This window comes from Nitratireductor aestuarii (assembly GCF_014641695.1).
Taxonomy (GTDB): Bacteria; Pseudomonadota; Alphaproteobacteria; order Rhizobiales; family Rhizobiaceae; genus Chelativorans; species Chelativorans aestuarii.
In genome coordinates this window covers 222,656-244,942 of sequence record NZ_BMIF01000005.1, presented here as the reverse complement: position 1 = coordinate 244,942, position 22,287 = coordinate 222,656, and the positions used below count along the sequence as shown (strand labels likewise).

General features: G+C 60.7%; 20 protein-coding genes. 14 read left to right on the top strand and 6 right to left on the bottom strand.

The genetic code is table 11. The annotated features are described in order from the left end of the window. Window positions 1-20 precede the first annotated feature (20 nt). Genes IEX27_RS10495 through IEX27_RS10485 form a run of 3 tightly spaced genes read right to left on the bottom strand, consistent with a single transcriptional unit; the run spans window position 21 to window position 1,871 of the window. The gene (locus IEX27_RS10495; protein WP_188720997.1) at window positions 21-581 is read right to left on the bottom strand and encodes a biotin transporter BioY; all 561 of its coding nucleotides are present in this window, start codon (window positions 579-581) and stop codon (window positions 21-23) included. After that, window positions 574-1,197 (bottom strand): CbiQ family ECF transporter T component, encoded by a 624-nt coding sequence (locus tag IEX27_RS10490; RefSeq protein ID WP_188720996.1) that lies wholly within the window; start codon window positions 1,195-1,197, stop codon window positions 574-576. Before IEX27_RS10490 ends, IEX27_RS10495 begins: the two co-directional genes overlap by 8 nt. Next, window positions 1,194-1,871 carry an energy-coupling factor ABC transporter ATP-binding protein gene (locus IEX27_RS10485; protein WP_188720995.1) on the bottom strand — a complete coding sequence of 226 codons (678 nt, stop codon included), beginning with the start codon at window positions 1,869-1,871 and terminating at the stop codon, window positions 1,194-1,196. The genes IEX27_RS10490 and IEX27_RS10485 overlap by 4 nt, the downstream gene beginning before the upstream one ends. 337 nt (window positions 1,872-2,208) lie before the next feature. Here IEX27_RS10485 and IEX27_RS10480 point away from each other — a divergent pair, with 337 nt between their 5' ends. The 9 genes from IEX27_RS10480 to IEX27_RS10440 all read left to right on the top strand — a co-directional run bounded on the left by IEX27_RS10480 (window position 2,209) and on the right by IEX27_RS10440 (window position 11,037). Then, on the top strand, window positions 2,209-4,092 hold the full coding sequence (locus IEX27_RS10480) for an ABC transporter permease (protein WP_188720994.1): 1,884 nt from the start codon (window positions 2,209-2,211) through the stop codon (window positions 4,090-4,092). Then, window positions 4,089-4,880 carry an ABC transporter ATP-binding protein gene (locus tag IEX27_RS10475; protein ID WP_188720993.1) on the top strand — a complete coding sequence of 264 codons (792 nt, stop codon included), beginning with the start codon at window positions 4,089-4,091 and terminating at the stop codon, window positions 4,878-4,880. The genes IEX27_RS10480 and IEX27_RS10475 overlap by 4 nt, the downstream gene beginning before the upstream one ends. Further along, window positions 4,867-5,571, top strand: a complete 705-nt coding sequence (locus tag IEX27_RS10470; RefSeq protein ID WP_188720992.1) for an ABC transporter ATP-binding protein — start codon at window positions 4,867-4,869, stop codon at window positions 5,569-5,571. The genes IEX27_RS10475 and IEX27_RS10470 overlap by 14 nt, the downstream gene beginning before the upstream one ends. A gap of 67 nt (window positions 5,572-5,638) precedes the next feature. Beyond that, window positions 5,639-6,814: an ABC transporter substrate-binding protein gene (locus IEX27_RS10465; protein ID WP_188720991.1), complete on the top strand. Its 1,176-nt coding sequence runs from the start codon at window positions 5,639-5,641 to the stop codon at window positions 6,812-6,814. Between the two features lie 40 nt (window positions 6,815-6,854). Continuing rightward, window positions 6,855-7,670: an acetoacetate decarboxylase family protein gene (locus IEX27_RS10460; protein ID WP_188720990.1), complete on the top strand. Its 816-nt coding sequence runs from the start codon at window positions 6,855-6,857 to the stop codon at window positions 7,668-7,670. A 68-nt stretch (window positions 7,671-7,738) separates the two neighbouring features. Next, window positions 7,739-8,512, top strand: a complete 774-nt coding sequence (locus IEX27_RS10455) for an SDR family NAD(P)-dependent oxidoreductase (RefSeq protein ID WP_188720989.1) — start codon at window positions 7,739-7,741, stop codon at window positions 8,510-8,512. A gap of 22 nt (window positions 8,513-8,534) precedes the next feature. After that, the gene (locus IEX27_RS10450) at window positions 8,535-9,197 is read left to right on the top strand and encodes an EthD family reductase (protein ID WP_188720988.1); all 663 of its coding nucleotides are present in this window, start codon (window positions 8,535-8,537) and stop codon (window positions 9,195-9,197) included. A gap of 23 nt (window positions 9,198-9,220) precedes the next feature. Next, window positions 9,221-10,009 carry an SDR family oxidoreductase gene (locus tag IEX27_RS10445; protein WP_188720987.1) on the top strand — a complete coding sequence of 263 codons (789 nt, stop codon included), beginning with the start codon at window positions 9,221-9,223 and terminating at the stop codon, window positions 10,007-10,009. A gap of 26 nt (window positions 10,010-10,035) precedes the next feature. Then, window positions 10,036-11,037, top strand: coding sequence for an NADP-dependent oxidoreductase (locus IEX27_RS10440; RefSeq protein ID WP_188720986.1), 1,002 nt, complete (start codon window positions 10,036-10,038; stop codon window positions 11,035-11,037). 44 nt (window positions 11,038-11,081) lie between these two features. On the opposite strand, the gene IEX27_RS10435 is transcribed toward IEX27_RS10440, so the two are convergent. Genes IEX27_RS10435 through IEX27_RS10425 form a run of 3 tightly spaced genes read right to left on the bottom strand, consistent with a single transcriptional unit; the run spans window position 11,082 to window position 15,181 of the window. Continuing rightward, window positions 11,082-11,858 carry an SDR family oxidoreductase gene (locus IEX27_RS10435; protein WP_210315520.1) on the bottom strand — a complete coding sequence of 259 codons (777 nt, stop codon included), beginning with the start codon at window positions 11,856-11,858 and terminating at the stop codon, window positions 11,082-11,084. Beyond that, window positions 11,858-13,954 (bottom strand): 3-hydroxyacyl-CoA dehydrogenase NAD-binding domain-containing protein, encoded by a 2,097-nt coding sequence (locus IEX27_RS10430; RefSeq protein WP_188720984.1) that lies wholly within the window; start codon window positions 13,952-13,954, stop codon window positions 11,858-11,860. The genes IEX27_RS10435 and IEX27_RS10430 overlap by 1 nt, the downstream gene beginning before the upstream one ends. 45 nt (window positions 13,955-13,999) lie before the next feature. Further along, the gene (locus IEX27_RS10425; protein ID WP_188720983.1) at window positions 14,000-15,181 is read right to left on the bottom strand and encodes an acetyl-CoA C-acyltransferase family protein; all 1,182 of its coding nucleotides are present in this window, start codon (window positions 15,179-15,181) and stop codon (window positions 14,000-14,002) included. Window positions 15,182-15,650: 469 nt separating this feature from the next. On the opposite strand from IEX27_RS10425, the gene IEX27_RS10420 reads away from it, so the two are divergent. The 5 genes from IEX27_RS10420 to IEX27_RS10400 all read left to right on the top strand — a co-directional run bounded on the left by IEX27_RS10420 (window position 15,651) and on the right by IEX27_RS10400 (window position 22,280). Continuing rightward, window positions 15,651-17,303, top strand: coding sequence for a flavin-containing monooxygenase (locus IEX27_RS10420; RefSeq protein WP_188720982.1), 1,653 nt, complete (start codon window positions 15,651-15,653; stop codon window positions 17,301-17,303). Window positions 17,304-17,507: 204 nt separating this feature from the next. Next, complete coding sequence (locus IEX27_RS10415; RefSeq protein WP_188720981.1) at window positions 17,508-19,139, top strand: long-chain fatty acid--CoA ligase; 1,632 nt, start codon at window positions 17,508-17,510, stop codon at window positions 19,137-19,139. A gap of 65 nt (window positions 19,140-19,204) precedes the next feature. Then, window positions 19,205-20,323: an acyl-CoA dehydrogenase family protein gene (locus IEX27_RS10410; protein ID WP_188720980.1), complete on the top strand. Its 1,119-nt coding sequence runs from the start codon at window positions 19,205-19,207 to the stop codon at window positions 20,321-20,323. A 14-nt stretch (window positions 20,324-20,337) separates the two neighbouring features. Next, on the top strand, window positions 20,338-21,114 hold the full coding sequence (locus IEX27_RS10405; protein ID WP_188720979.1) for an enoyl-CoA hydratase/isomerase family protein: 777 nt from the start codon (window positions 20,338-20,340) through the stop codon (window positions 21,112-21,114). Beyond that, window positions 21,114-22,280, top strand: coding sequence for an acyl-CoA dehydrogenase family protein (locus IEX27_RS10400; protein ID WP_188720978.1), 1,167 nt, complete (start codon window positions 21,114-21,116; stop codon window positions 22,278-22,280). The genes IEX27_RS10405 and IEX27_RS10400 overlap by 1 nt, the downstream gene beginning before the upstream one ends. Window positions 22,281-22,287: the final 7 nt, after the last annotated feature.

Sequence of the window (22,287 nt, the reverse complement as noted above, 5' to 3'; positions counted from 1 at the left end):
GAGCGCAGGTGGCAAACAGGCTATTGCATGCGCAGGCGCGAGCCGAAATTCTGCAGGACGAACTGGCCCACATAGGCGGCAATTCCGGCCTTGATCAGGTCTCCCGGCACGAAGATCAGGTCGCCGACCAACGCGTCCCGAGGCGACAGCCCGACATAGGTAATCAGCCATGCGACGCCGAAGACGTGGGTTACGATCACGCCAACCACGGCCGCTGCGAGAAGCCCTGCGAAGGTCTTCCATCCGCCTCCGGCCTTGAGTGCTACCCTCTCCGACAACCATCCGGTTGCCCATGCGGTGGGCAGATAGCCGACCAGGTAGCCTGCCGTCGGGCTCAGGAACACGGCCAGACCGCCACGCCCTCCAGAAAGAACCGGCAGGCCGATGGCCACGAGCACGATCAGGAGCAGGGCAGAAAGCGCACCACCGCGTGCGCCCAGCACTATCCCTGCCATCAGTACGCCCAGGCTCTGGGCGTGAATGGGCACGGGGATGAACGCCACCATGATCGGCGGGATCAATCCCAGAACCACGATGATGGCGGTAAACAGTGCGATCAAGACCAGCGATTTACTATGCATTTTCAGCCCGTTTCTGAGGGTGACTGTTGGTGCGGATGCCGCGTGCGTCAATGGCGTCGGCAATGTCGTCGGCGCTTTTCAACGTTCCGATGACCATGGGTGCGATGAGGGTGGTGGGCCGCAGCGGAAGACCGCGCGCGCGGTGGGCGTCAACGACGGCGAGGTAGCGCTGCCGCACATCCGGCACGAAGCGCATGACAAGGCCGATGGCAAGCCCGATGTCGCGCGCATTGGCGATTCCGAGCCTTTCCAGAGGAATGGCCGCCCTGGTCACCGTCTCGATGAATTCCCCGATGGACGTGGTGACGGTGACCACGGTTGCCACCAGGCTCAGCGTACCCAGGCGCAGGAGCAGCACAAGGGCTTCCTGATAGCCATCGTTGTAGGCTGTCCACAACGCCACGGCGGCGATTGTCAGCAAGAGCGGCCATGCCTTCAGCCATTGCAGAACCGCGAAGCGGCAGAAGAGAAGGCAGAGGACGAGCACCGTTCCGGCGGCGCTACCCAGAAGTGTCAGAGAACCCGTCAGGAACAGCAGCACGCTGATGGAGAAGAGTGCGGCGAGCTTCACCGCCGGTGGAACGCACTCAAGAATGGAGCCGGTCGGCGTTCTCATCCGACAAGCTCCTGATACCTTGCGATGACAACCTCCGCGGGGCCATCCTCGACGATCCGGCCCTCGTGGAACAGCAGAACGCGCTCAAATCCTGACAGCAGCTCCAGGTCGTGGGTAATCACGATGATATCTTCGGGCAGGCTGCGGATTGTTCTGCTGACCATGTTCCTGTTCCGGAGGTCGAGCTGGTTGGTCGGCTCGTCCATGATCACGATCTCGGGCGCGCCGACGAGCACTGATGCGAGCGCCGCAAGCTGGACCTCGCCGCCCGAAAGTTCATGGGCGCGGCGCTCCAGCAGATGGCTGATGCCCAGCCGGGCCGCGACGTCAGAGACCGCACGCTCTTCCTCCTGCCGTGTCAGGCGGAGCCTCTTCAGTCCGAGCGCCATGTCGTCCTTGATAAGGGGCAGAACGATCTGATTTGCCGGGTGCTGGAAGACATATCCTACACGGGCGCGCACCTCATGTGCCTGCTGTCGCGCGTCGAAGCCGTTCGTGGTGACCGTGCCTGTATCGGGCAGGACCAGACCGTTGATCATCTTCGAGAACGTCGACTTTCCCGAGCCGTTCAGACCGATGATGCCGATCCGGCGTTCGGTCAGCCTCAGCGAAAATGGCTGCAGGACCACGCGCCCGGCATAGGTGACCGATACATCGTTGAAAACGACTTGCAAATTACTGTCCCCATTCGACCGGGGTTGCTTCCATGATCAGGAGCGAAAGGTCAAGGGGCAGTTCTGTGAGCCGCGGCCCGAGACATCTGACCAGTATTTCGCACCGACTTCTTCGGAAGATGCGTGCACGCCTTGCACTTCTCGGCGGTTCAGCACATTTCGACGGTTCGTCGAACGTGGCTTCCGTCAGTCCACCACTCGCGCAGCCCCAAAGTTCCCCCGGGAAATAAGCAACTCCCGTTGACAGCACCAAGCAACAGTGCAAGATGAGCAAGCGCTTAGTTAGCGCGTCGGGCTGTAGGAGGCCGGTCATGGCGGAGTCAGGGGAGGTGTACTGATGCTCGCGCAATTGGTGTTCAGTGGGCTGGCCATGGGCAGTCTCTATGCGTTGGTCGCATTGGGATTGGTTCTGGTGTTCAAATCCACCAACCTGATCAACTTTGCCTATGGCCAGATGGCCATGCTTTCCACATTCTTCGGCTACACGTTGCTGGACCGCTTTGGGCTTTCCTATGGCGTCGCCTTCGTGGGAGCGCTGGCCTTCTCGGCGGTTCTTTCCATCGCCGTTCAGCAGATCCTGCGACCGGCCAAGAGCGGATCGGCGGTGATCGTCGCAACGCTTGCCCTCTATATGATTTTCTCGGCAGTCGCGGGGATGATCTGGGGCTGGGATGCGCACTCATTCCCGAGCGTCTTCACGGGTGAGCCGCTGATCGTCTTCGACATCGTGGCAAGCCAGTCGAACCTGTTCAACCTGTCGGTCACCATCGGCCTGATGGTGCTCATGTACGTGTTCTTCCGGTTCACCAAGACCGGCGTGGCCATGCGCGCGCTCTCGCAGAATGATACGGCGGCACGGTTGATGGGCATCAGCGTCGACAGGATGTTCATCCTGACCTGGGCCTTCAGCGGCATCTTGGGTGCCGTTGCAGGCTTCCTCGTCGCGCCCACCACCTTCCTCGACACCAACATGATGTCGGTGCTGCTGCTCAAGGCCTTTGCTGCAGCGGTTCTCGGTGGCTTCACGAGCTATCCGGGTGTGGTGATCGGCGGACTGACGCTGGGCGTCATGGAAAATCTGGTCGCCGGCTACATCTCGATGGACCTGAAGGATACTTTTGCCTTCATCCTGCTGATCGCCGTGCTCTACGTGCGTCCGGAAGGCATTATGGGCAAGCCAATCCGCATTCTCGGACGCAAGCAGCAGGAAGAGCATCTGCCCTTCGATTCCAGCGCACCGGGCCTGTCCAATATCCGCAAGCTGCTTCTGATCGCGGCTGCGATCCTGTTCCCCATCATCTTCAAGGACAATACTTACGTCCTGTACTTCGCCTGCTTGGTCGGCATCTACATGATCGTGGCAATCGGGCTGAATTTCCTGATCGGCTACACCGGCCAGATCTCACTTGGTCATGCCGCACTCTTTGCGATAGGCGCCTATTCTTCCGCACTCCTGACGCTGAACGTTGGAATGCCGTTCTGGTTGGCGCTGGTTGCGTCAGGCTTTATTGCGGGTCTTGCCGGACTTCTTCTTGGACTGGCTGCACTCAGGCTTTCGGGCCTTTATCTGGCGATCGCCACGCTCGGCCTTGGCGAAGCCATGCCCCAGATCCTGCTCAAGTGGGATTCGGTGACGAACGGATATAACGGCCTGAAGCCGGCACGTCCCTCGTTCGGTCCTCTGGTTCTGGATAACGAGTTCAAGTTCTACTTCCTGGTCGCCGCCGTCCTCCTGATCGTCATCATGGTGACGAACAACCTTCTGCGCTCACGCGTCGGAAGAGCTCTCATCGCCACGCGCGACAGCGATGCGGGTGCAGAGGCGATGGGCATTCCGCTCGCCCGCTACCGGACGCTGGCATTCGTTATCAGTGCCTTTTTCACCGGCATTGCAGGCAGCCTCTATGCGCATATCGTGGGCTTCATCAGCCCGTCAGACTTCAACTCCTGGATGTCGTTGATCTTCCTCTGCATGGTTTTCGTAGGCGGCGTCGCCAGCCTGCCGGGTGCCATGCTGGGCGCGGCATTCATGACGGCTGCTCCCCAGCTCTTCGTCGGCAGCAAGAGCATGTCAGGCATCCTGTTCGGCGGCGTGCTGCTCATCATCATCCTTTTCTTCCCGAAGGGACTGGCAGGTATCTACCAGGTCGTCGCTGACGCGCTGGCCCGCCTCTTCCGCGTTCCTTCCGCAAGCAAGCAAGTCAAGGGAGCGCGGACATGAGTACGCCTGCATTGCTTGAAATAGAAAACATGTCGATCAGTTTTGGTGGTGTCAAAGCAGTCGACGGCCTCAGCCTGAAGGTTGAACAGGGCACGATCGCAGGTCTGATCGGTCCGAACGGTGCAGGCAAGACGACGGTCTTCAACTGTGTCGCGCGCTATTACCACCCGCAGGAAGGCAGAATCCGTTTCGACGGCAAGGATCTGCTTGCTGCCCGGCCCCACCAGGTTTTGCCGCACGGCATTGCACGGACGTTCCAGAACATGGAGCTGTTCCGCAGCATGACGGTACAGGACAACCTGCTGATTGGCCAGCACACACAGATCCCGGTCGGGTTCTGGAGTGCCGCCTTCAGCCTGCCGGGCGCCCGCGCCCAGGAAGCGGAAGCGCGCCGCCGGGCAAGCGAGGTCATGGAGCGTTTCGGTCTCGCACAGTTCGCGCACGCCCAGGTCTCCTCTCTGCCCTACGGAACTCAGAAGATGGTCGAGTTTGGCCGCGCGTTGGTCTCCCGGCCGCGCCTGATCCTGCTTGATGAGCCCGCCGCAGGCCTCAATCCCAGTGAGACCAAGGGACTGACGGAACTGATCCGCGACCTGCGCGACAGGGACGGGATCACCGTTCTTCTCGTCGAGCATGACATGGGCCTTGTCCGGCGCACCTGCGATGAAATCTACGTCATGGATTTTGGGCGGCGGATCGCCCACGGCACCCCGGATGAAATCAGCCGCAACCCGCGCGTCATCGAAGCCTATCTCGGGAAGCAGGAGGAAGAGCATGCTGCAGCTTGAGGATGTTCACGCCAGCTACGGCAATGTTCATGCGTTGCGCGGCATTTCCCTGCGGGTCGAGAAGGACAGCGTTGTCTCGCTGCTGGGCGCCAATGGCGCGGGCAAGTCGACTGTCCTCAAGGCCTTGAGCGGTCTGCTGCGCCCCAAGTCCGGCAGCATCGTCTTCGGCGGCGAGCGCATCGACCGCTCCAAGCCCGAACACATCGTTCGCCGCGGCATCGTGATGGTGCCCGAGGGCCGGCAGGTTTTCCCGGAGTTAACGGTTCGCGAGAACCTAATGCTCGGAGCCTATAGCCGTGGTGATCGTGCGCAGATCAAGCAGGATTACGAGGGGGTCCTGGAAACTTTTCCGATCCTCAAAGTAAAGGCAAAGAACTTTGCGGGTACTTTGAGTGGTGGTCAGCAGCAGATGCTTGCAATTGGTCGCGGATTGATGGCGCGACCAAAGCTTCTTCTTCTGGACGAGCCATCGCTCGGGCTGGCGCCCATCATCGTGCAGGAAATCTTCTCGGTCATCCGCGACATCAGCAAACGGGGCACGACAATCCTGCTCGTTGAGCAGAACGCCAACATGGCGCTTGATGTCTCGGACTACGCATATGTCCTCGAGACCGGTCAGATCTCCGGTCAGGGCAATTCTCAACAAATGCGGGAAAACGACGAGGTGCGCCGGGCCTATCTCGGCGGGTGAGTTACGCGCTGGCTTCCGGCGGGAATGCGGCGCCAGCGGATTGTTGCATGGACAAGGAGGAGAACGAATGTCCAATCTGAAAAAGAGGCTTTCAGCGGTCGTTCGGACGCTGGCGGCGACTGTCGTCCTGGGCTTTGCCGCACAGGCATCGGCTGCGGATCTGCCGCAGGGTGTCACCGATAGCGAGATCCTGATTGGCGCCAATGCGCCGCTGACCGGACCGCTCGCTGCTGCCGGTGGCGTTGTTTACCCGACCATCGATGCATACTTCAAGAAAGTGAACGATGAGGGCGGCGTCCACGGGCGCAAGCTCAAGTTCATCTACTATGATGACGCCTATGATCCGTCCAAGACCGTTGGTGTTGCCAAGCGTCTGGTCGAGGGCGACAAGGTGTTCATGATGAATACGCTTGGTGCAGGCACCACGGCGGCCATCGCGGACTACCTCAAGGAACACAATATTCCTGTGATTCCGGCCATGACGGGCAGCAAGCGCCTTCTATCCTACCAGAACATCTTCCAGATGTATCCGGACTACTCGACGGACGGAACGCTGCTTGCGAAGTATGCCGTCGACAAGCTGAACGCCAAGACTGTTGCCATGTGGTACCAGAATGACGACTTCGGCAAGGATGAGCTGGAGGCCGTCCAGAAGGAACTGGAAGACCGCGGCATGAAGCTTGTCGCCGCGCTTCCCTACAACCCGACGGACCTGGATTTCAGCTCTGCTGTCCTTCAGTTGCGCAGCGCAAATCCTGATGTGGTGATCCTGGCTCCGGCTCCGAAGCCGCTCTCGCAGTTCCTCAAGGACGCGATGAACCTTGGCCTCAAGTCCCAGCTTCTGGTGAGCTACGCCGCTGCTGATATTTCCGTGAGCCGCCTGGCGGGACGTGGTGCCGAGGGCGTGATGTTCTCGTCCTACCAGACTTCGCTGACGGCCAGCCCGGAAGATCCGAAGATGAAGGAACTTCTCGACTTCGGTGCCAAGTACATGCCGGGCGTCGAGCCGACCAACTACATGTTCCTGGGCACGTTCATGGCTCAGCTCGCCGTTGAGGCTCTCGAACGCGCTGGTCCTGACCTCACCGCTGAGAAGGTCATCGAGGTCATGGAAAGCATGCAGGACTGGGACGGTGCGTGGGTCGTCGACAACGTCTCCTACGGTCCGGATCAGCACGGCCTTGGTGCAAGCGCCATGTACTTCATGAAGATCGAAGACGGCAAGTTTGTAAGGCTGCAGTGATTGCTGCGTATTTCAGCCAGATTTTCTGAACAGGTGTAAAATGACAAAGCTCGTCAATGGCCAGCTGACGCCCAACAAGTTCGGCTTTACCATGCCGGCAAGTAATCCGCCCATCGACCGGCCGCCGTATCACTTCCGCAATATCGAGTCGATGACCATCACCTACGAAACGCCAACCGAGGCAGCAGCTGCTTTGTTGCCCGAGGGGCTTATGCTGCCGGAGAAGACCAGCCTGGCGCAGGTGACGTTCAACAAGTTCCACTTCAGCACCGTTGGCTGCTACAACGAGGCAATCTTCGGCATCAACTGTTTCTGGGAGGGGGAGCCTGTCGTTTACTACGACACGATCCTCGTCGACAACGAAGTGGGCCTGATCACCGGCCGCGAGCCGTACGGTTTCGCAAAGCTGTTCGGCAACATCACGTTCGAACGCGAAAACAACCTGATTGTGGCCACGGCTGAACGCCCGGCAGGCAAGCGGCTGGTCACGGGCGTTGTGCGCCCGCGTGATGTCATCGAGCCCGGCCCGAGCGTCCCTGCAGTCGCGCTGAAGGTGATCCCGAGCCCGGAAGAGGGTGCGCCGCCAGAGGTATGCGAACTCGTCATGCTGCGCACCATCAAGAACGTGGTGCAGGGCTCGGATGGTCAGTACGAGGCGTTCACGGGTCCGGGCAACATCTCGTTTGACTCCGAGTCCGTTATCAATCCGTGCTTCCGTCTGCCGGTGCTCCGCACGGTGCGCGCTTCATGGGGCTACTACAACTTCACGCTGCCCTACGGAAAGATCCTGAAGCGCTACACGCCCACGGTTGCTGCCGTCACCAATTTCAACGGCGAGCTGGAACCCTCGGCCTAAGGTACTGCAGAAGGCGGGCTCTCATTTCATGGGGACCCGCCAGACCATTTCCCGCGGAGGAGGGGAGCATGATCGATCTGACGGGTCGGACCGCCATCATTACCGGTGGGGCCAACGGAATTGGGTTTGAGGCCGCCAAGACTTTTGCCAAGGCTGGTACGCGTCTCGTCCTGGTGGATATCTCTGCCGATGCAGGGAGTAACGCCGTAAACGAGCTTTCTTCGGTCGGCCACGAGGCAATCTTCGTTCAGGCCGATGTTTCCAACCCGGAAGACGTCAGCAGGTACGTCAGCGCAGCACTGGAAAAATTCGGCAGCATCGACATTCTCGTCAACAACGCCGGATGGGAAGGCGTAGTCCGGCCTCTGCACGAATATCCGGACGATGTGTTCGACAAAGTCCTCGCGATAAACGTCCGTGGCGTTTACCTCGGATTGAAGCACGTTTTGCCTGTCATGTACCGGCAGGGCGGCGGCGTGATCATCAACACCTCCTCGCTTGCGGGTCACATCGGTTCGCCCGGGATTGTTGCCTATACTGCAAGCAAGCACGCAGTTCTGGGCATGACGAAAACCGCCGCCATTGAAGGCGCGAAACATGGCGTGCGGGTAAACGCCGTCTCGCCCGGAGCTGTAGACACCCGCATGTTGCGGTCGCTGGCTCAGCTCAATAATCCGGAAAATTCGGAAGTGGTGATGGAAAAATACACGTCCGATTCACCGAACGGACGCCTCGCGACGGTGCAGGATATTGCCAACGTCATGCTTTTTCTCGCGTCCGATCTTTCAAACCACATTTCGGGCCAGAGCTTCCGCGTCGACGGCGGCCGCATCATGTACTGAGGGTCCGGCCGTGACGGTGCGAATGAGCATATTCCGGAAGCTGCCGCACCTCGACCAGCGGGCTTTCGAGACCTACTGGCGAGACGAGCATGCGCCAATCGCCCTGAAGATCCCGCTTCTTGAGCGGTATGAGCAGAATTGTGCTACAGGTTCGTTCCAGTCCGGTGATCCAGCCCTGTTCCGTACGATCGATGGCGTCTGCAAGCTGTTCTTTGGGAGTGCGGAGGCCATGCAGGGCGTCATGTCCCCCGAGATGGCCCAGATGCTTCGCGAAGACGAAGCCAGGTTCCTGCACGATCTCAAGACCTTTGTCGTGTCGTCCCGGACGGTGGTGCCGCCGAGTGAAGATGCTGGCATCAAATGCATTTCCTTTGTCACCCGCCGCACGGATCTCGACGAGACCGGGTTTGAAGGGGGTTGGACCGGAGCGCACGCGCGTTGGCTTGCCTCGCAGCCTGAAGTCTGCGGCTATGTACAGAACTTCGTAGTTTCCCGCACTGCCGAGCGGGTGCCGGCCGATTACGAAGCCATCCCGATAGATTGCGTCGATGAGATCTGGTTAACGCCTGAGCTGGAGGCGCTGGAGCGCTTTGTCCAGTCGGTGCACGAGCACGCGGCAAGCCATGCGGCGGCGCTCAACACATTTCCCGTAAACGTCAACGTGCCAACGATGCCGGAGCGCTGACCGGCGCGTTCAAAGGAGCATTCATGACAGTTTCCGTTCAGGACCCCAAACGACCACTTTCAGGCAAGACCGCACTGGTAACAGGTGCATCCCGAGGTATTGGGCAGGGCATTGTCCTTGAACTGGCGCGGCTCGGTGCCGACGTTGCCGTCAACTATGCTCGCGATGCGAAAGGTGCGGCTGAAACGGTGGCCGCAGCGGAAGCGCTTGGCGTACGCGCGGCTGCTTTCCAGTGCGATGTTACTTCTCGCGATGAACTCTTCCGCATGGTCGAGCGCATCGACGCCGAGTTGGGCGGACCGGACATCGTGGTGTCGAACTCGGTCGAGCCGATCACCAAGCCTCTCATGGAGGTCTCGCAGACCGAGTGGCTGCGCGCCATGGATATCACCTGTTCGGCCTTCCTCTACCTGGCACAGGCAGCTACGCCGGTCATGCGCAGGCGCGGTGCAGGCTGGCTGATCGGTGTGTCTTCCCTTGGCGCAGAGCGCGTCATCACGGACTACGCCCTGATGGGCGTGCCCAAAGCCGCGCTAGAACACCTCATGCACTATCTGGCTGCTGAACTTCGCCCGCAGGGCATCCGCGTCAATGCCGTCGCGCCGGGAGCGGTTCTGACCTCTGCCATGCGGGCCGTTCGTGGCGACGCGCTCGCGGAAGAACGCATGCAGATGTTCCAATCCATGGCGCCCGCGCGTCAGACGGCCCAGCCCTCCGACGTTGGCAAGCTCGTCGGCTTCCTCTGCTCTCCGGAGGCGGATCTGATCGTTGGTCAGACCCTCACCATCGATGGCGGCATGAGTCTGTACTGAGAGCGTTCCGACGGGGGAAGGCGCACATGAGCAAGAATAGAATGGCCGTGATCAAACAACGGCCGCTTGACGTCCCGAGCCAGGACGACTTTGCCGTCGTTGCCGCACCCATGCCCACGCCTGAACCCGGCCAGGTTCTGCTGGAAACGGTGTATGTCTCAGTCGACCCTTACGTCCGCGTTGCAATCGATGATCGTACCACCACCCTGTTTGGTGCGGCGCAGCCGCTCGATACACCTTTGATGGGAAAGACGATCTCACGTGTCGTGGAGTCACGCAGCGAGCTGTTCCACCCGGGCGAACATGTCATGGCTCTGAGCGGGTGGCAGAAGTTTGCGGTCGCTGACGCTGAGAGCCTTCAGAAACTCGACCCTGACGTCGCACCACTAAGCTGGTGGTTGGGTGTGCTGGGGACGACTGGCTTCGCCGCCTATGTAGGGACTACACAGGTCGCGCCACCGGCCGCGGGACAAACCTATGTCGTAACCTCGGCGGCGGGTGCCACGGGTTCCATCGCGGGTCAGATTGCGGGGCAAAGGGGCGCGCGCGTCATCGGCATCGCCGGCGCCAAAGAGAAATGCGACTATGTAGTCAATGACCTCGGCTTTGCTGGATGCGTCTCGCATCACGCGGAAGACCTTGTGGCAGCCCTGGCTGAGCAGTGCCCTGACGGCGTCGATCATTCATTCGAGAATGTTGGGGGCAAGCCACTGGAGGCGGTGCTCGAACTGATCAAGCCCGGTGGTATCGTCGCGCTTTGTGGGGTGATCGGCAGCTATAACCAAGCCAACCGGACGCCCGGGCCTAATCTTTGGCCGCTGGTCCGTATCGGGGCGAGTATCCGCGGTTTCCGCCTTCCGGATTACCAGCACGTTCGTGAGCAGTTTATCCATGACATGCTGGGGTGGCTGAACGCAGGCAAGATCAAGCACCGGGAAGAGGTCATGACTGGCATCGAATGCGCCGGCGAAGCCTACAACCGGCTCATGACCAGCAACAGTGCCGGAAAGATCGTCGTAAAACTCTGAACGCGCTGCTCGCCTGAACGGCAAGTAGCTGAAGCGGTGGCGCGTCAGATTGCGCTGTAGCCGCCGTCCACCGCGAGGGTCTGGCCGGTAATGTGTGCGCCGGCATCGGAGGCGAAGAGCAGGATCGGGCCGATCAGATCCGTTTCGCCGCCAAGCTTGCCGCGCGGCGTATAGGCGACCAGTGCTTCCTCGTGTTTGTCGATGGTGCCTTGGGTCATCTTTGACGGGAAGTAGCCGGGCGCGATGGCGTTCACGGTAATCCCGCGCGTGCCCCATTCGGCTGCCAGTGCACGCGTCAGGCTGATGACGCCGCCCTTCGACGTGTTGTAGGCCACCGTTCCTTCCATGCCAGGAAGATTTCCGGTGAGACCGGTGATCGATGCGATGTTGATGATGCGGCCATAGCCTTGCGGCAGCATCGCCCGCTTCGCCACTTCGCGAGACAGCTGGAAGACGGCATCGAGGTTGAGATCCATCACCTTGCGCCATGCTGCGTCCGGATAATCCTCGGCAGGCGCGCCCCAGGCCGTGCCCGCATTGTTGACGAGGATGTCGATGCGGCCGTTGATGGCGAGCGCCGCATCAACGATCTGTCCAGCCGCTTCGGGCTGTGATTGATCGCAGACGACGATCTCGGCACGGACTCCCCTGGCTGCCAGCTCGGCCTGCGCGGTCAGAAGTTCTGCCTCCTTGCGGGCGGTGAGCACGAGAATTGCGCCCTGCTCACCCAGCGCTCTCGCCATCTGCAAGCCGATGCCACGCGAGGCGCCGGTGACGATGGCGACCCGTCCGGTCAGGTCAAAGAGAGAAATCGCACTCATCATTGCACCTCGTTCAGGCTCGAGAGAGGCTTTCCTTCTTCTACCAGCTTCACGAGCAGGGGAGCAGCTTCCCATGCCCAGCCCTGATGTCCCTTGGCGAAGTCGTTGATCTTCGCCACGACATCGGGCAGGCCACAGAGGTCAGCGTAAAACATCGGGCCACCGCGGAATTTCGGAAAACCGTAGCCGTTCATCCAGACGGTGTCGACGTCGAGCGGACGGGCGGCAATGCCTTCGGCCAGTAGCTTTGCGCCTTCGTTGACCAGTGCGAAGAGGCAGCGCTCTACGATTTCCTGGTCGGAAATCTCCCGGCGCGTGATGCCAAGGCGGGCCGACTCTTCCAGCACGATCGCCTCGACTTCCGGGTCGACGGCAGGCTTCGCGCCACGCTCACCATAGATGTAATAGCCGCGCCCCGTTTTCTGGCCGAACCAGCCGCGCTCGCAGATGAGGTCCGGAATGCGCGAGTACGGACGGTCCGGCTGTTCCACAGCACGCCGCTTGCGGATGTTCCAGCCGATGTCCTGGCCGGCGAGATCCATAGTCCGGAGTGGTCCCATGGCCATGCCCCAACGCTCCATGGCGCTGTCGACCTGCTGCGGCAGGGCGCCCTCTTCGAGCAGGAAATACGCCTCACGCAGGTATTCCTCGAACATGCGGTTGCCGATGAAACCATCGCAGACGCCGGACACCACGCCAACCTTGCGGATTTTCTTGGCAAAGCTCATCGCGCTGGCAAGGGTCGCGTCCGAGGTCTTGTCGCCGCGGATTACTTCCAGCAGCTTCATGATGTTGGCCGGGCTGAAGAAGTGCAGGCCGACCACATCGTGAGGCCGTGACGTGAACGCCGCGATCTGGTTCAGATCGAGCGTGGACGTGTTGGAGGCGAGGATCGTGCCCTTGTCGGCAATCCAGTCTAGCTGCTCGAATACCTGCTTCTTGACGCCCATATCCTCGAAGACAGCTTCGATGATCAGGTCGTGACCTGCAGCCTTGATGAGTTCGTTGCCGAAGAACAGCCGCGAAAGCAGTTCCTCTGCCTTCGCCTGGTTCAAGCGGCCCTTGTCGACATCGCGCTGGACCGTCGAACGGATCTGTTTCTCAGCCCGCTCGAGCGCTTCCGGCTTCAGGTCGATGACCGTTGCCTTGAGGCCGGCCTGCGCGATGGCAAGAGAAATGCCGATGCCCATCGTGCCCGCGCCAATAACGGCGACCGATCGAATCTCCTTCGGTTCGGTCGCCAGGTTCAGGCCCGGAACACGGCCAACGGCGCGCTCCGAGATGAAGGCATGGCGCAGTGCGCGGGAAACGGGGGACGACAGGAGGCCGTCGAAAAGCGCGTACTCCCTCTCAAGGCCCGCACTGATCCCGTACGTGGCGCCATGTTCGATGGCATCCAGCGCCGCTGACGGCGCTTCGCCGCGCCCATCCTCCGGCAGGCTGGCGCGCAGCTCAGCCAATGTTGCCTCGAGGTCATCGCCAGGTAGCGGAAGATCACGGCTCCGGCGACGATGCTTGGCAGCGATCTCGCGGGCGAAGTCCACAGCTGCCGACAGAAGGTCATCTGAGGCGAGGCGGTCAGCAAGACCTATGTTCAGGGCTCCTTGCGCAGGAATGATGCGACCGGATGCGATCAAGCGTGCAGCCGCGCTACCACCAACGAGGCGCGGCAGGCGCTGTGTGCCGCCGGCTCCGGGGATCACACCGAGCGTTGCTTCCGGCAGGCCAAGACGCGCGTCAGCGGCCACGACGCGATAGTCGCAGCCAAGCGCGACCTCGAGACCGCCGCCGAGCGCGGAACCCTGGATGGCTGCAACCAACGGAACGCGGGCTCCGTCAAGCTTCTCGATCAGCGCGCGGACGGGTGGCCCCACCTCGGACGGATCATTGTTGAACTCGGTGATGTCCGCGCCCGCCGAGAAGGTCTTGCCCTCCGAAGCGAGCACGATCGCCTTGATCGAGGGGTTCGCGCCCAGTTTCTCCAGCTCCGCGGCGATCCCTTGCGGGATACCGGCCGTGTTGGAGATCGTGTTCAGCGGCGGGTTCGAGAAGATGATGACGCCAATGTCATCGCGAACATGGCTGGTAACAGTCATGGCAGGTCCTGCTTGGGGATTTGGGAGCGGGGGTAGTCGAGCGCGTCAGACGCGCTCGAAGATTGCAGCGATACCCTGTCCGCCGCCGATGCACATGGTGACGAGCGCGTAGCGGCCGTTGACACGCTTCAGCTCATGCAGCGCCTTCACGGTGATGATGGCGCCGGTTGCACCAATCGGGTGGCCGAGCGAAATGCCGGAGCCATTCGGGTTGACGCGTTCCGGATCGAAGTTCAGCTCCTTGGCAACGGCGCAGGCCTGAGCAGCGAAGGCTTCGTTGGCTTCGATGACGTCGATGTCGCTGATGCTGAGGCCTGCACGCTCGAGCGCCTTCCGCGAAGCCGGGACCGGGCCGATGCCCATGTACTCCGGGTCAACGCCCGCGTGCGCGTAGGATACGAGGCGAGCCATCGGGGTGAGGTTCCCGGCCTTGATGACCTGCTCCGTCGCCAGAACCACAGCGCCTGCGCCGTCATTGATGCCGGAAGCATTGGCGGCCGTCACCGTGCCGTCCTTCTTGAACACCGGGCGCATGCCGGCCAGCGTCTCGAGGGTGGTGTCCGGGCGAACGTGCTCGTCGACCTTGAATTCGGTTACGCCCTTGCGGGTCTTGAGCTCCACCGGCACGATCTGCTCGGCAAAGCGACCTTCCTCGATGGCGCGGGCCGCGCGGCGGTGGCTTTCCACGGCGAGCGCATCCTGCTGATCACGCGTAATGCTGTAGCGCTCGGCAACGTTCTCGGCGGTCACGCCCATATGGATGTCGTGCAGCGGGTCGTGCAGGGCGGCGAGCATGTAGTCGATCAGCTTGGCCTCGCCCATGCGCTGGCCCCAACGCATCGAGGTGGAGACGAACGGAGCGCGGCTCATGGATTCCGCACCACCGGCAACCGCAGCCTCGCAATCGCCAAGACGAAGGGCTTGGGCTGCCGAGATGATTGCCTGCAGACCGGAACCACAAAGGCGGTTCACGTTGAAGGCCGGCGTCGACTGGGGAAGCCCTGCCTTGAGGCCTGCAACGCGGCTCAGATAGGCGTCCTTCGGTTCGGTCGGAATCACATGGCCCAGGACGACGTGGCCGATTCGCTCAAAGTCGACGCTGGAACGGGACAGCGCGGCGGCAACGGCGGTGTGAGCGAGATCCGACAGCGCAACGTCCTTCAGGGCTCCACCAAAGGAACCGATCGCGGTACGTGCAGCGCCAACAACATAGACTTCTGGTAGCATAGAAAACCTCTCCCACTGCTGTGCCCGCCGGGGACCGTTAGGTCTCCTACCCCGGGGCTCAAGAATGCCTAAAGGCGTAACGGACGTTTTGGTATCGAACAAGAGTGCCAGGCAGCCATGTCTTCACATACGTGCGGAAATGGAGGCTTTACCAGCCTGTTGTGGTCAATGCACGGTTCCCGCCCACAAGGCGGTCGTGTAACGGGGACAGCCGAATACAAACGCAACATCAATAACTTGACCGTTGATGCTTAACATCATAAGCGAAACGGCAAGGTCTCGCGAAACGGATTACACACCGGCTAATTTCACATATGTGAAAGAATATCTCAGATATGAATTCCATCTGGGCTTAAAGGCGTTTCCCCTGCAATGTTCAGGGCAGCGATCGATGCAGTGCCGGTGATGAGGACCGGCACGGGAGAGTTTTCGGTCGACTGAACCACCTTTGGACGTGCGGGAGGAAGCAATGAACCACGTGGCATCTCAGCTCAGGACTGGCGGTGAACCAGACGTTCTGGACGTGATCATCGTCGGCGGTGGCTTTGGTGGCATGTATGCTACCTACAAGTTCCGCGAGATGGGTTTCCGCATCCAGTCCTTCGAAGCCGGTGATGGTCTTGGCGGCGTCTGGTACTGGAACAGATATCCAGGTGCGCGCGTCGATCTTCCGAGTGTGGATTATTCGTTTTCATTCTCGAAAGAAGTCGAACAGGAATGGACCTGGTCCGAAGAATTTGCAGCACAGCCGGAACTGCTGGAATACATTAATTTTGTCGCCGAGCGCCTCGATCTTCGCAAACACTTCAAGTTCAATACACGCATAGTCTCTGCCAAGTGGCATGAGGCGCGGCAGATCTGGGAGTTGAAGACTGACGCAGGCGAGACCTGGTACAGCCGTTACTGCATCATGGCGACCGGTCCGCTTTCGGTTCAGAAGACGCCGGACATCAAGGGCTGGGACACCTTCAAGGGTGAATCCTACATGTCGGGCAAGTGGCCGCATCAGCCTGTTTCCTATGAGGGCAAGCGCGTAGGCGTCATCGGTGTGGGCTCCACCGGGATCCAGATCGTGCAGGAAGTCGGCCCCCAGGCTGGCGAGCTTTACGTCTTCCAGCGCACGCCGAGCTTCACCATGCCCATGCGCAACCAGAAGCTCACGCCGGAATATGTTGCCGAAGTGAAGCGCAACTATGAGGGCCTGCGTGCAGCTGCCCGCGCCTCCCACGTCGGCGGCCTGCGTCCGCAGTCCACCCGTGCATTCTTCTCGGTTACGCCAAGGGTTCGCGATATCCTGCTCGAGGACGCCTACAAGCTCGGCGGCCTGACGATGCTCGGCACCTTCTCCGACCTGCTCACCAACGAGGAAGCGAACGAGTACGTCGCCAACTTCCTGCGCAGCAAGATTGACACGATCGTCAAGGATCCAAAGGTTGCGGAGAAGCTGAAGCCCCAGGGCTACCCGGTCTTTGCGCGGCGTCCGTGCCTCGACTCCAGCTACTACGAGACCTACAATCTGCCGAACGTTCATCTCGTGGACTGCGTTGAAGACCCAATCGTTGAGATCACAGAGAAGGGCGTTCGCGTTGAATCCGGCGAGATCGAGCTCGACATGATCATCTTCGCCACGGGTTATGACGGCCTCACCGGCGCGCTGCTCGCCTTCGATGTGGAGGGCCGCGACGGCCAGAAACTGCGTGAAACCTGGAAGGACGGTCCGCGCTCTTTCCTCGGCGTCGGCGTCGAAGGGTTCCCGAACTTCTTCATGACGGTTGGCCCGAACGGTCCGTCGGCTTTGGCCAACATCATCCGCATCAATGAAAACGATGTCGACTTTATCGCTCGCGCCATTACCTACATGGAAGAAAATGACCTGACCGGTATGGAGCCGACGGAGGAATCCGTCGATCGCTGGATGGAAGAGGTCCAGAGGCTTGCCAGCCGTTCACTGCTGAACAAGGCAAAGACCTGGTACGTTGGCGCCAACGTTGAGGGCAAGGCCAAGGGCCTCACCATGTTTACGGGCGGTTTTGCCAAGTACGCCGAGGCCTGTGAGGCTGCCACCAAGAACAACTTCGCCGCTTTCTCGTTTGAAAAACGCAGGGAAGTAGTTCCGGCATAGACTTCCAAACTACAGCAGCCCTGGCAGGCAGGGCTGCTGTAGATCTGCTTGAATAGTCCGCAGCAGGGGGCTCCGGAAAATTCGGGCAGGCCTGAACCATATCAGGGACCTTAAAGTACAATTCTTGTCGTTCAATCAGAAACGGACCGCCGATCAAAGTAATGATCGCAAAGTGCGGTGCCTAACTCCTGGGGAGGAGAAACAATGTTTGGTTTGATGCAGGACCACGAACTGCTGATCTCGTCCTTGCTGGATCATGCAGAGCGCTATCACCCGAAGACCGAGATTGTCAGCAGGACCTGTGAAGGCGATATTGTCAGGACAGACTATGCCACTCTCGGGCAGCGCGTGCGCAAGCTCGCAGAAGCTCTGCGGGAACTAGGCGTAAAGCAGGGCGACATCGTCGCCACGATGGCGTGGAATACACACCGTCACCTTGAGCTCTACTTCGCTGTTTCTGGCATGGGAGCGATCCTCCACACGGTCAATCCGCGCCTCTACCACGAACAGATCAACTATATCATGAACCATGCCGAAGGCTCGGTTCTGCTGTTCGACATCAGTTTCTCCCAGATCGTAGGCCAGCTGCGTGGCAGCTTCCCCAAGGTAAGGCATTTCATCGCCATGACGGACGAGGCGCACATGCCGACGGACGCAGGCGAGGTTCTCTGCTACGAAACTCTGCTTGAGCAGATGCCGGGCGAGTTCGTCTGGCCGAAGTTGGATGAGCGCACCGCCTCGTCTCTCTGCTACACGTCGGGAACCACCGGTAACCCGAAGGGCGTGCTCTACAGCCACCGCTCCAGCATCCTGCATTCGTTCCTGGTCTGCCAGGCCGACGGCTTTGGCCTGTCGGCGCAGGATTCCACCCTGCTGGTGGTCCCGCTTTTCCATGTCAACGCCTGGGGCGTGCCTTACGCCGCAGCGATGTCCGGCGCGAAGCTCGTGCTGCCGGGCCCGAACCTTGACGGCAAGAGCCTGTTTGAACTCGCCGTGGCGGAAAAGTGCACGATGACGCTGGGTGTGCCGACCGTCTGGCTCGGCCTCCTGCAGTATATCGAAAGCACGCCCGGCCTCAGCGTTTCAGACCTGCCGTTCAACCGCCTCTACATCGGAGGTTCGGCTGCGCCACGCGCCCTGATCCAGAAGCTGGAGAGGGGCGGCGTGCGCGCCATCCATGCCTGGGGCATGACCGAGACGAGCCCGGTTGCAGCAGTTTGCAACTTCCTGCCCCATCACTACGATCTCGAGGAAGAGGCCCGGCTCGACATTCAGGTCAAGCAGGGCAGGGCGGTTTTTGGCGTCGAGTGGCGGATCAAGGACGAGGACGGCAACGTGCTGCCGCATGACGGGCAGGTCTCCGGCAATCTCTATGTGCGCGGCCCCTGGATCGCCTCCGGCTATTTCAAGATGGACAGCGCCGAGAGCCTGGATGAGGAAGGCTGGTTCCCAACCGGCGACGTGGCGAAGATCGACCCCGAAGGCTATGTCCAGCTCACCGATCGTTCCAAGGATGTGATCAAGTCGGGCGGCGAGTGGATCAGCTCGATCGAGCTGGAAAACGCAGCCGTTGGACACCCGGACGTGCAGGAGGCAGCCGTCATCGGTGTCGCGCATCCTAAATGGCAGGAACGTCCTCTGCTGATCGTGGTCCGCAAACCCGGTACCGATCCGAAGCCAGAAGACATCATCGCCTATCTGGCCGAGCGCGTGGTCAAGTGGTGGCTGCCGGACGACGTCATCTTCGTGGATGAGATCCCCCACACTGCAACCGGAAAACTCCACAAGCAGAAGCTGCGCGAGCAGTTCCGCGATTACGTCCTGCCGACCTCTTAGCGGCAGGACACGGATTAGGGCAGGCGAAAGCCTCGCCATTATCGAAGACGAATAGGAAAGACCCCATGCCACAGATGATATTCGACGATACGGATGGCACGCTTGGGCTGCTCCGCGACAGCGTAGCGACCTTCGCCACCAGATTTCCGGGTGCCCAGCGCCTGCGCCAGCGCAGGGCGGCGGGTACAGACCTGGACCGTGAAGTATGGGCAGGCATGGCAGAGGCTGGCTGGCTGGGTCTGACCATCCCTGAAGAGCTGGGCGGCGCTGGCCTGGGTGCGCGTGAACAGTCGGTCCTGAGCGAGGCTCTTGGCCGTGAACTGATCTCCGAGCCGCTGGCTTTCCTCGCCGTCTTCTCCGGGGCGCTGCTCTCCGAAGCTGAAGCGACGGTCGAGCGCGAACGCCTCATCAATGGTCTGATCGACGGATCGCTGATCGTTTCGCCGGCTGTACAGGCTGCCAACGGCTCCATCGCTCCGATCGAGGCTTCCGCTAGCGGCGATGGCATCAAGCTCAGCGGTGAAGCTCACTACGTAAACGCAGCTGCTTCGGCAGACGAGTTCCTGGTGCTGGCGGCGATCAACGATGAGCAGGCGCTCGTCTCCGTTCCGGCTGCCTCCGCTGAGATTTCGCAGCGTCCGACGCTCGATGGTTCGCAGCTTGGCAAGGTTTCCTTCTCCGGTGTTTCCGTTGGCGCAGACCGCGTTCTTGCCAAGGGTGCAGCCGTTGATGCGGCGATCGAGAAGGCCGTTGCATCCACCCGTCTGGCGCTCGCCGCCGAAATGGCAGGTATTGCCTCGCGCGAGCTCGAAATCACCGTCGAATACACGTCGCAGCGCGTGCAGTTCGGCAAGCCGATCGCAAGCTTCCAGGTGCTACAGCACAAGATGGTGGACATGTGGGCGGATGCAGAATTCGCCTGTGCCGCCGTCGTCAATGCCTGCGAGCGACTGGAGGAAGACGATCCGAAGGCCGCAACGCTTGCAATCCTTGCCGCCAAGGCACGCGCCGGCGACGCATCCGTCACCGTTGGCCGCCGCGCCATCCATCTTCATGGCGCCATGGGTTTCACCGATGAATGCGACATCGGCCATTTCATGAAGCGCGCCGTCGCCCTCAACAGTGCACTCGGCCAGCCCGAAGCACTCCGTCTCGAATTTGTCGCGCTTGAGCGCGCAGCCTGAGAGGTCCTTCCCCAATGAAAAACGAACTGATCAAGGTAACGATCGAAAATCACGTGGCGCTTGTCCAGATGGACAGCCCTCCCGTCAACGCGTGGTCGCTGGCCTTCACGGAAGAGTTCCTCGAAGCCTTCGACGAGCTCTATGAAGCCAAGAGTGTCCGCGCGATCGTCATCACCGGCCGCGAGAAGATGTTCTCGGCCGGCGCCGACATCAAGCAGCGCGCGAACGTCAACTCCGTTCCTGGCAACCTGACCCGCCACATGCGCCGCATGCGCGAGGTCGGCAATACGATCATGGAGATGAACAAGCCGGTGATCGCTGCTGTCAACGGCCCGGCGCTCGGCGTCGGCATGGCTCCGATCGTCAACGCTGACATCATCCTCGCTTCCGAGAACGCCTTCTTCGCTATGCCGGAGATCGACATTGGTCTCATGGGCGGCGCCGCCCACACCATGAGCCTGTTCCCGCATTCGCTGGCGCGCCGCATGGTGCTGACCGGCTACAGGCTGCCGGCCGCTGAAGCCTACCGCCGCGGCATCATCGAGGCCTGCCTGCCGCTTGAAGAGCTGCTGCCGGCTGCAATGGAAATCGCCAACAACATTGCTTCGAAGAGCCCCAAGGCCATGTCGCTGGCGAAGCTCGCGATCAATACCGTTCGCACGATGCCGCTGCGCGATGGCTACCGCTTCGAGCAGAATCTCACCAACGAGATGACCCGCCATGATGACTCGAAGGAAGCCATGCGCGCCTTCCTCGAGAAGCGTAAGCCAGTATTCAAGGACATCGACTAATGGCCGTGCAGCAGCGAGATTGGAATGCCATGCCGGATGAGGAATTCCGGCGCTTCTTCCGCAACTGGCTGATTGAAAACTGCCCGCAGGAACTCCTCTTCATGCGCAAGCAGCGGCCGCACTATGAGGAAGTGAAGGTCTTCTATCATAACCTTGCAAGGGATGGATTCCTAGCGCCGCTCTGGCCGCAGGAATATGGCGGCATGGCGCTGAACCCGACCAAGCACATGATCTATGTGGAGGAATGGGCGCGCCTCGGATGCCCCCGCATTCCCGACCACGGCATCGGCCTCACTGGTCCGCTCCTGCTCCACTACGGTACCGAGGAGCAGAAGCAGTACTTCCTGCCGAAGATCATTTCGGGCGAACACGTCTGGTGCCAGGGCTATTCGGAGCCGGGTTCGGGCTCTGACCTTGCGTCGATGCGTACGTCGGCTGTTCGCGACGGTGACGACTATGTCATCAATGGCCAGAAGATCTGGACCACGTTGGCCCACTGCGCCAACTGGATCCTGCTTTTGGTCCGCACCGACAAGGAAGCCAAGAAGCCTCAGCAGGGCATTTCGGTTCTGCTCGTGCCGCTCGAGCTTCCGGGCGTGACCGTGCGGCCGATCCCTAACCTGCGTCAGGAAGCGGACTTCTGCGAAGTCTTCTTCGACAACGTTCGTGTCCCGGTTTCCGCACTCGTTGGCGAGGAAAACCAGGGCTGGACGCTGGCCAAGGCCGTGCTCGGCCACGAGCGCATCTTCCTCGGTGCACCGACGCGCCCGGAATACGCGCTCTCCCGCCTGCAGGTGCTGGCGGAAGCACGCGGCGCGTTCAACGATCCGGCCTTCGTCTCCCGCTTCGCCAAGCTGCGGCTCGACGTCTATGATCTTGGCTCTGCCTTCGAACGCTTCGCCAAGGTGCTGCGTGATGGTGGGGAGCTCGGTCCGGACGTCTCGGTGCTAAAACTGTTCAACACAGAGCTCTATCAGCGGATCACCGAGGAAATGCTTGCGATCGTTGGCGAGGAAGCGCGGTTCAACGACGACCTCGAAGCGGGTGACACCATGATCGATGCGATGAATCTCTATCTCGATTCACGTGCACCGGCGATCTTCGGCGGATCCAACGAGATCCAGCGAAACATCATGGCGAAAGCAGTCCTGCGTCTTCCAGGTTAGAAAAAAA

Bases quoted from the DNA above. Each gene is read 5' to 3' on its own strand.
- IEX27_RS10495 (WP_188720997.1), bottom strand. From the start codon at position 581: ATGCATAGTAAATCGCTGGTCTTGATCGCACTGTTTACCGCCATCATC.
- IEX27_RS10490 (WP_188720996.1), bottom strand. From the start codon at position 1,197: ATGAGAACGCCGACCGGCTCCATTCTTGAGTGCGTTCCACCGGCGGTG.
- IEX27_RS10480 (WP_188720994.1), top strand. From the start codon at position 2,209: ATGCTCGCGCAATTGGTGTTCAGTGGGCTGGCCATGGGCAGTCTCTAT.
- IEX27_RS10475 (WP_188720993.1), top strand. From the start codon at position 4,089: ATGAGTACGCCTGCATTGCTTGAAATAGAAAACATGTCGATCAGTTTT.
- IEX27_RS10470 (WP_188720992.1), top strand. From the start codon at position 4,867: ATGCTGCAGCTTGAGGATGTTCACGCCAGCTACGGCAATGTTCATGCG.
- IEX27_RS10465 (WP_188720991.1), top strand. From the start codon at position 5,639: ATGTCCAATCTGAAAAAGAGGCTTTCAGCGGTCGTTCGGACGCTGGCG.
- IEX27_RS10460 (WP_188720990.1), top strand. From the start codon at position 6,855: ATGACAAAGCTCGTCAATGGCCAGCTGACGCCCAACAAGTTCGGCTTT.
- IEX27_RS10455 (WP_188720989.1), top strand. From the start codon at position 7,739: ATGATCGATCTGACGGGTCGGACCGCCATCATTACCGGTGGGGCCAAC.
- IEX27_RS10450 (WP_188720988.1), top strand. From the start codon at position 8,535: ATGAGCATATTCCGGAAGCTGCCGCACCTCGACCAGCGGGCTTTCGAG.
- IEX27_RS10445 (WP_188720987.1), top strand. From the start codon at position 9,221: ATGACAGTTTCCGTTCAGGACCCCAAACGACCACTTTCAGGCAAGACC.
- IEX27_RS10440 (WP_188720986.1), top strand. From the start codon at position 10,036: ATGAGCAAGAATAGAATGGCCGTGATCAAACAACGGCCGCTTGACGTC.
- IEX27_RS10435 (WP_210315520.1), bottom strand. From the start codon at position 11,858: ATGAGTGCGATTTCTCTCTTTGACCTGACCGGACGGGTCGCCATCGTC.
- IEX27_RS10430 (WP_188720984.1), bottom strand. From the start codon at position 13,954: ATGACTGTTACCAGCCATGTTCGCGATGACATTGGCGTCATCATCTTC.
- IEX27_RS10425 (WP_188720983.1), bottom strand. From the start codon at position 15,181: ATGCTACCAGAAGTCTATGTTGTTGGCGCTGCACGTACCGCGATCGGT.
- IEX27_RS10420 (WP_188720982.1), top strand. From the start codon at position 15,651: ATGAACCACGTGGCATCTCAGCTCAGGACTGGCGGTGAACCAGACGTT.
- IEX27_RS10415 (WP_188720981.1), top strand. From the start codon at position 17,508: ATGTTTGGTTTGATGCAGGACCACGAACTGCTGATCTCGTCCTTGCTG.
- IEX27_RS10410 (WP_188720980.1), top strand. From the start codon at position 19,205: ATGCCACAGATGATATTCGACGATACGGATGGCACGCTTGGGCTGCTC.
- IEX27_RS10405 (WP_188720979.1), top strand. From the start codon at position 20,338: ATGAAAAACGAACTGATCAAGGTAACGATCGAAAATCACGTGGCGCTT.
- IEX27_RS10400 (WP_188720978.1), top strand. From the start codon at position 21,114: ATGGCCGTGCAGCAGCGAGATTGGAATGCCATGCCGGATGAGGAATTC.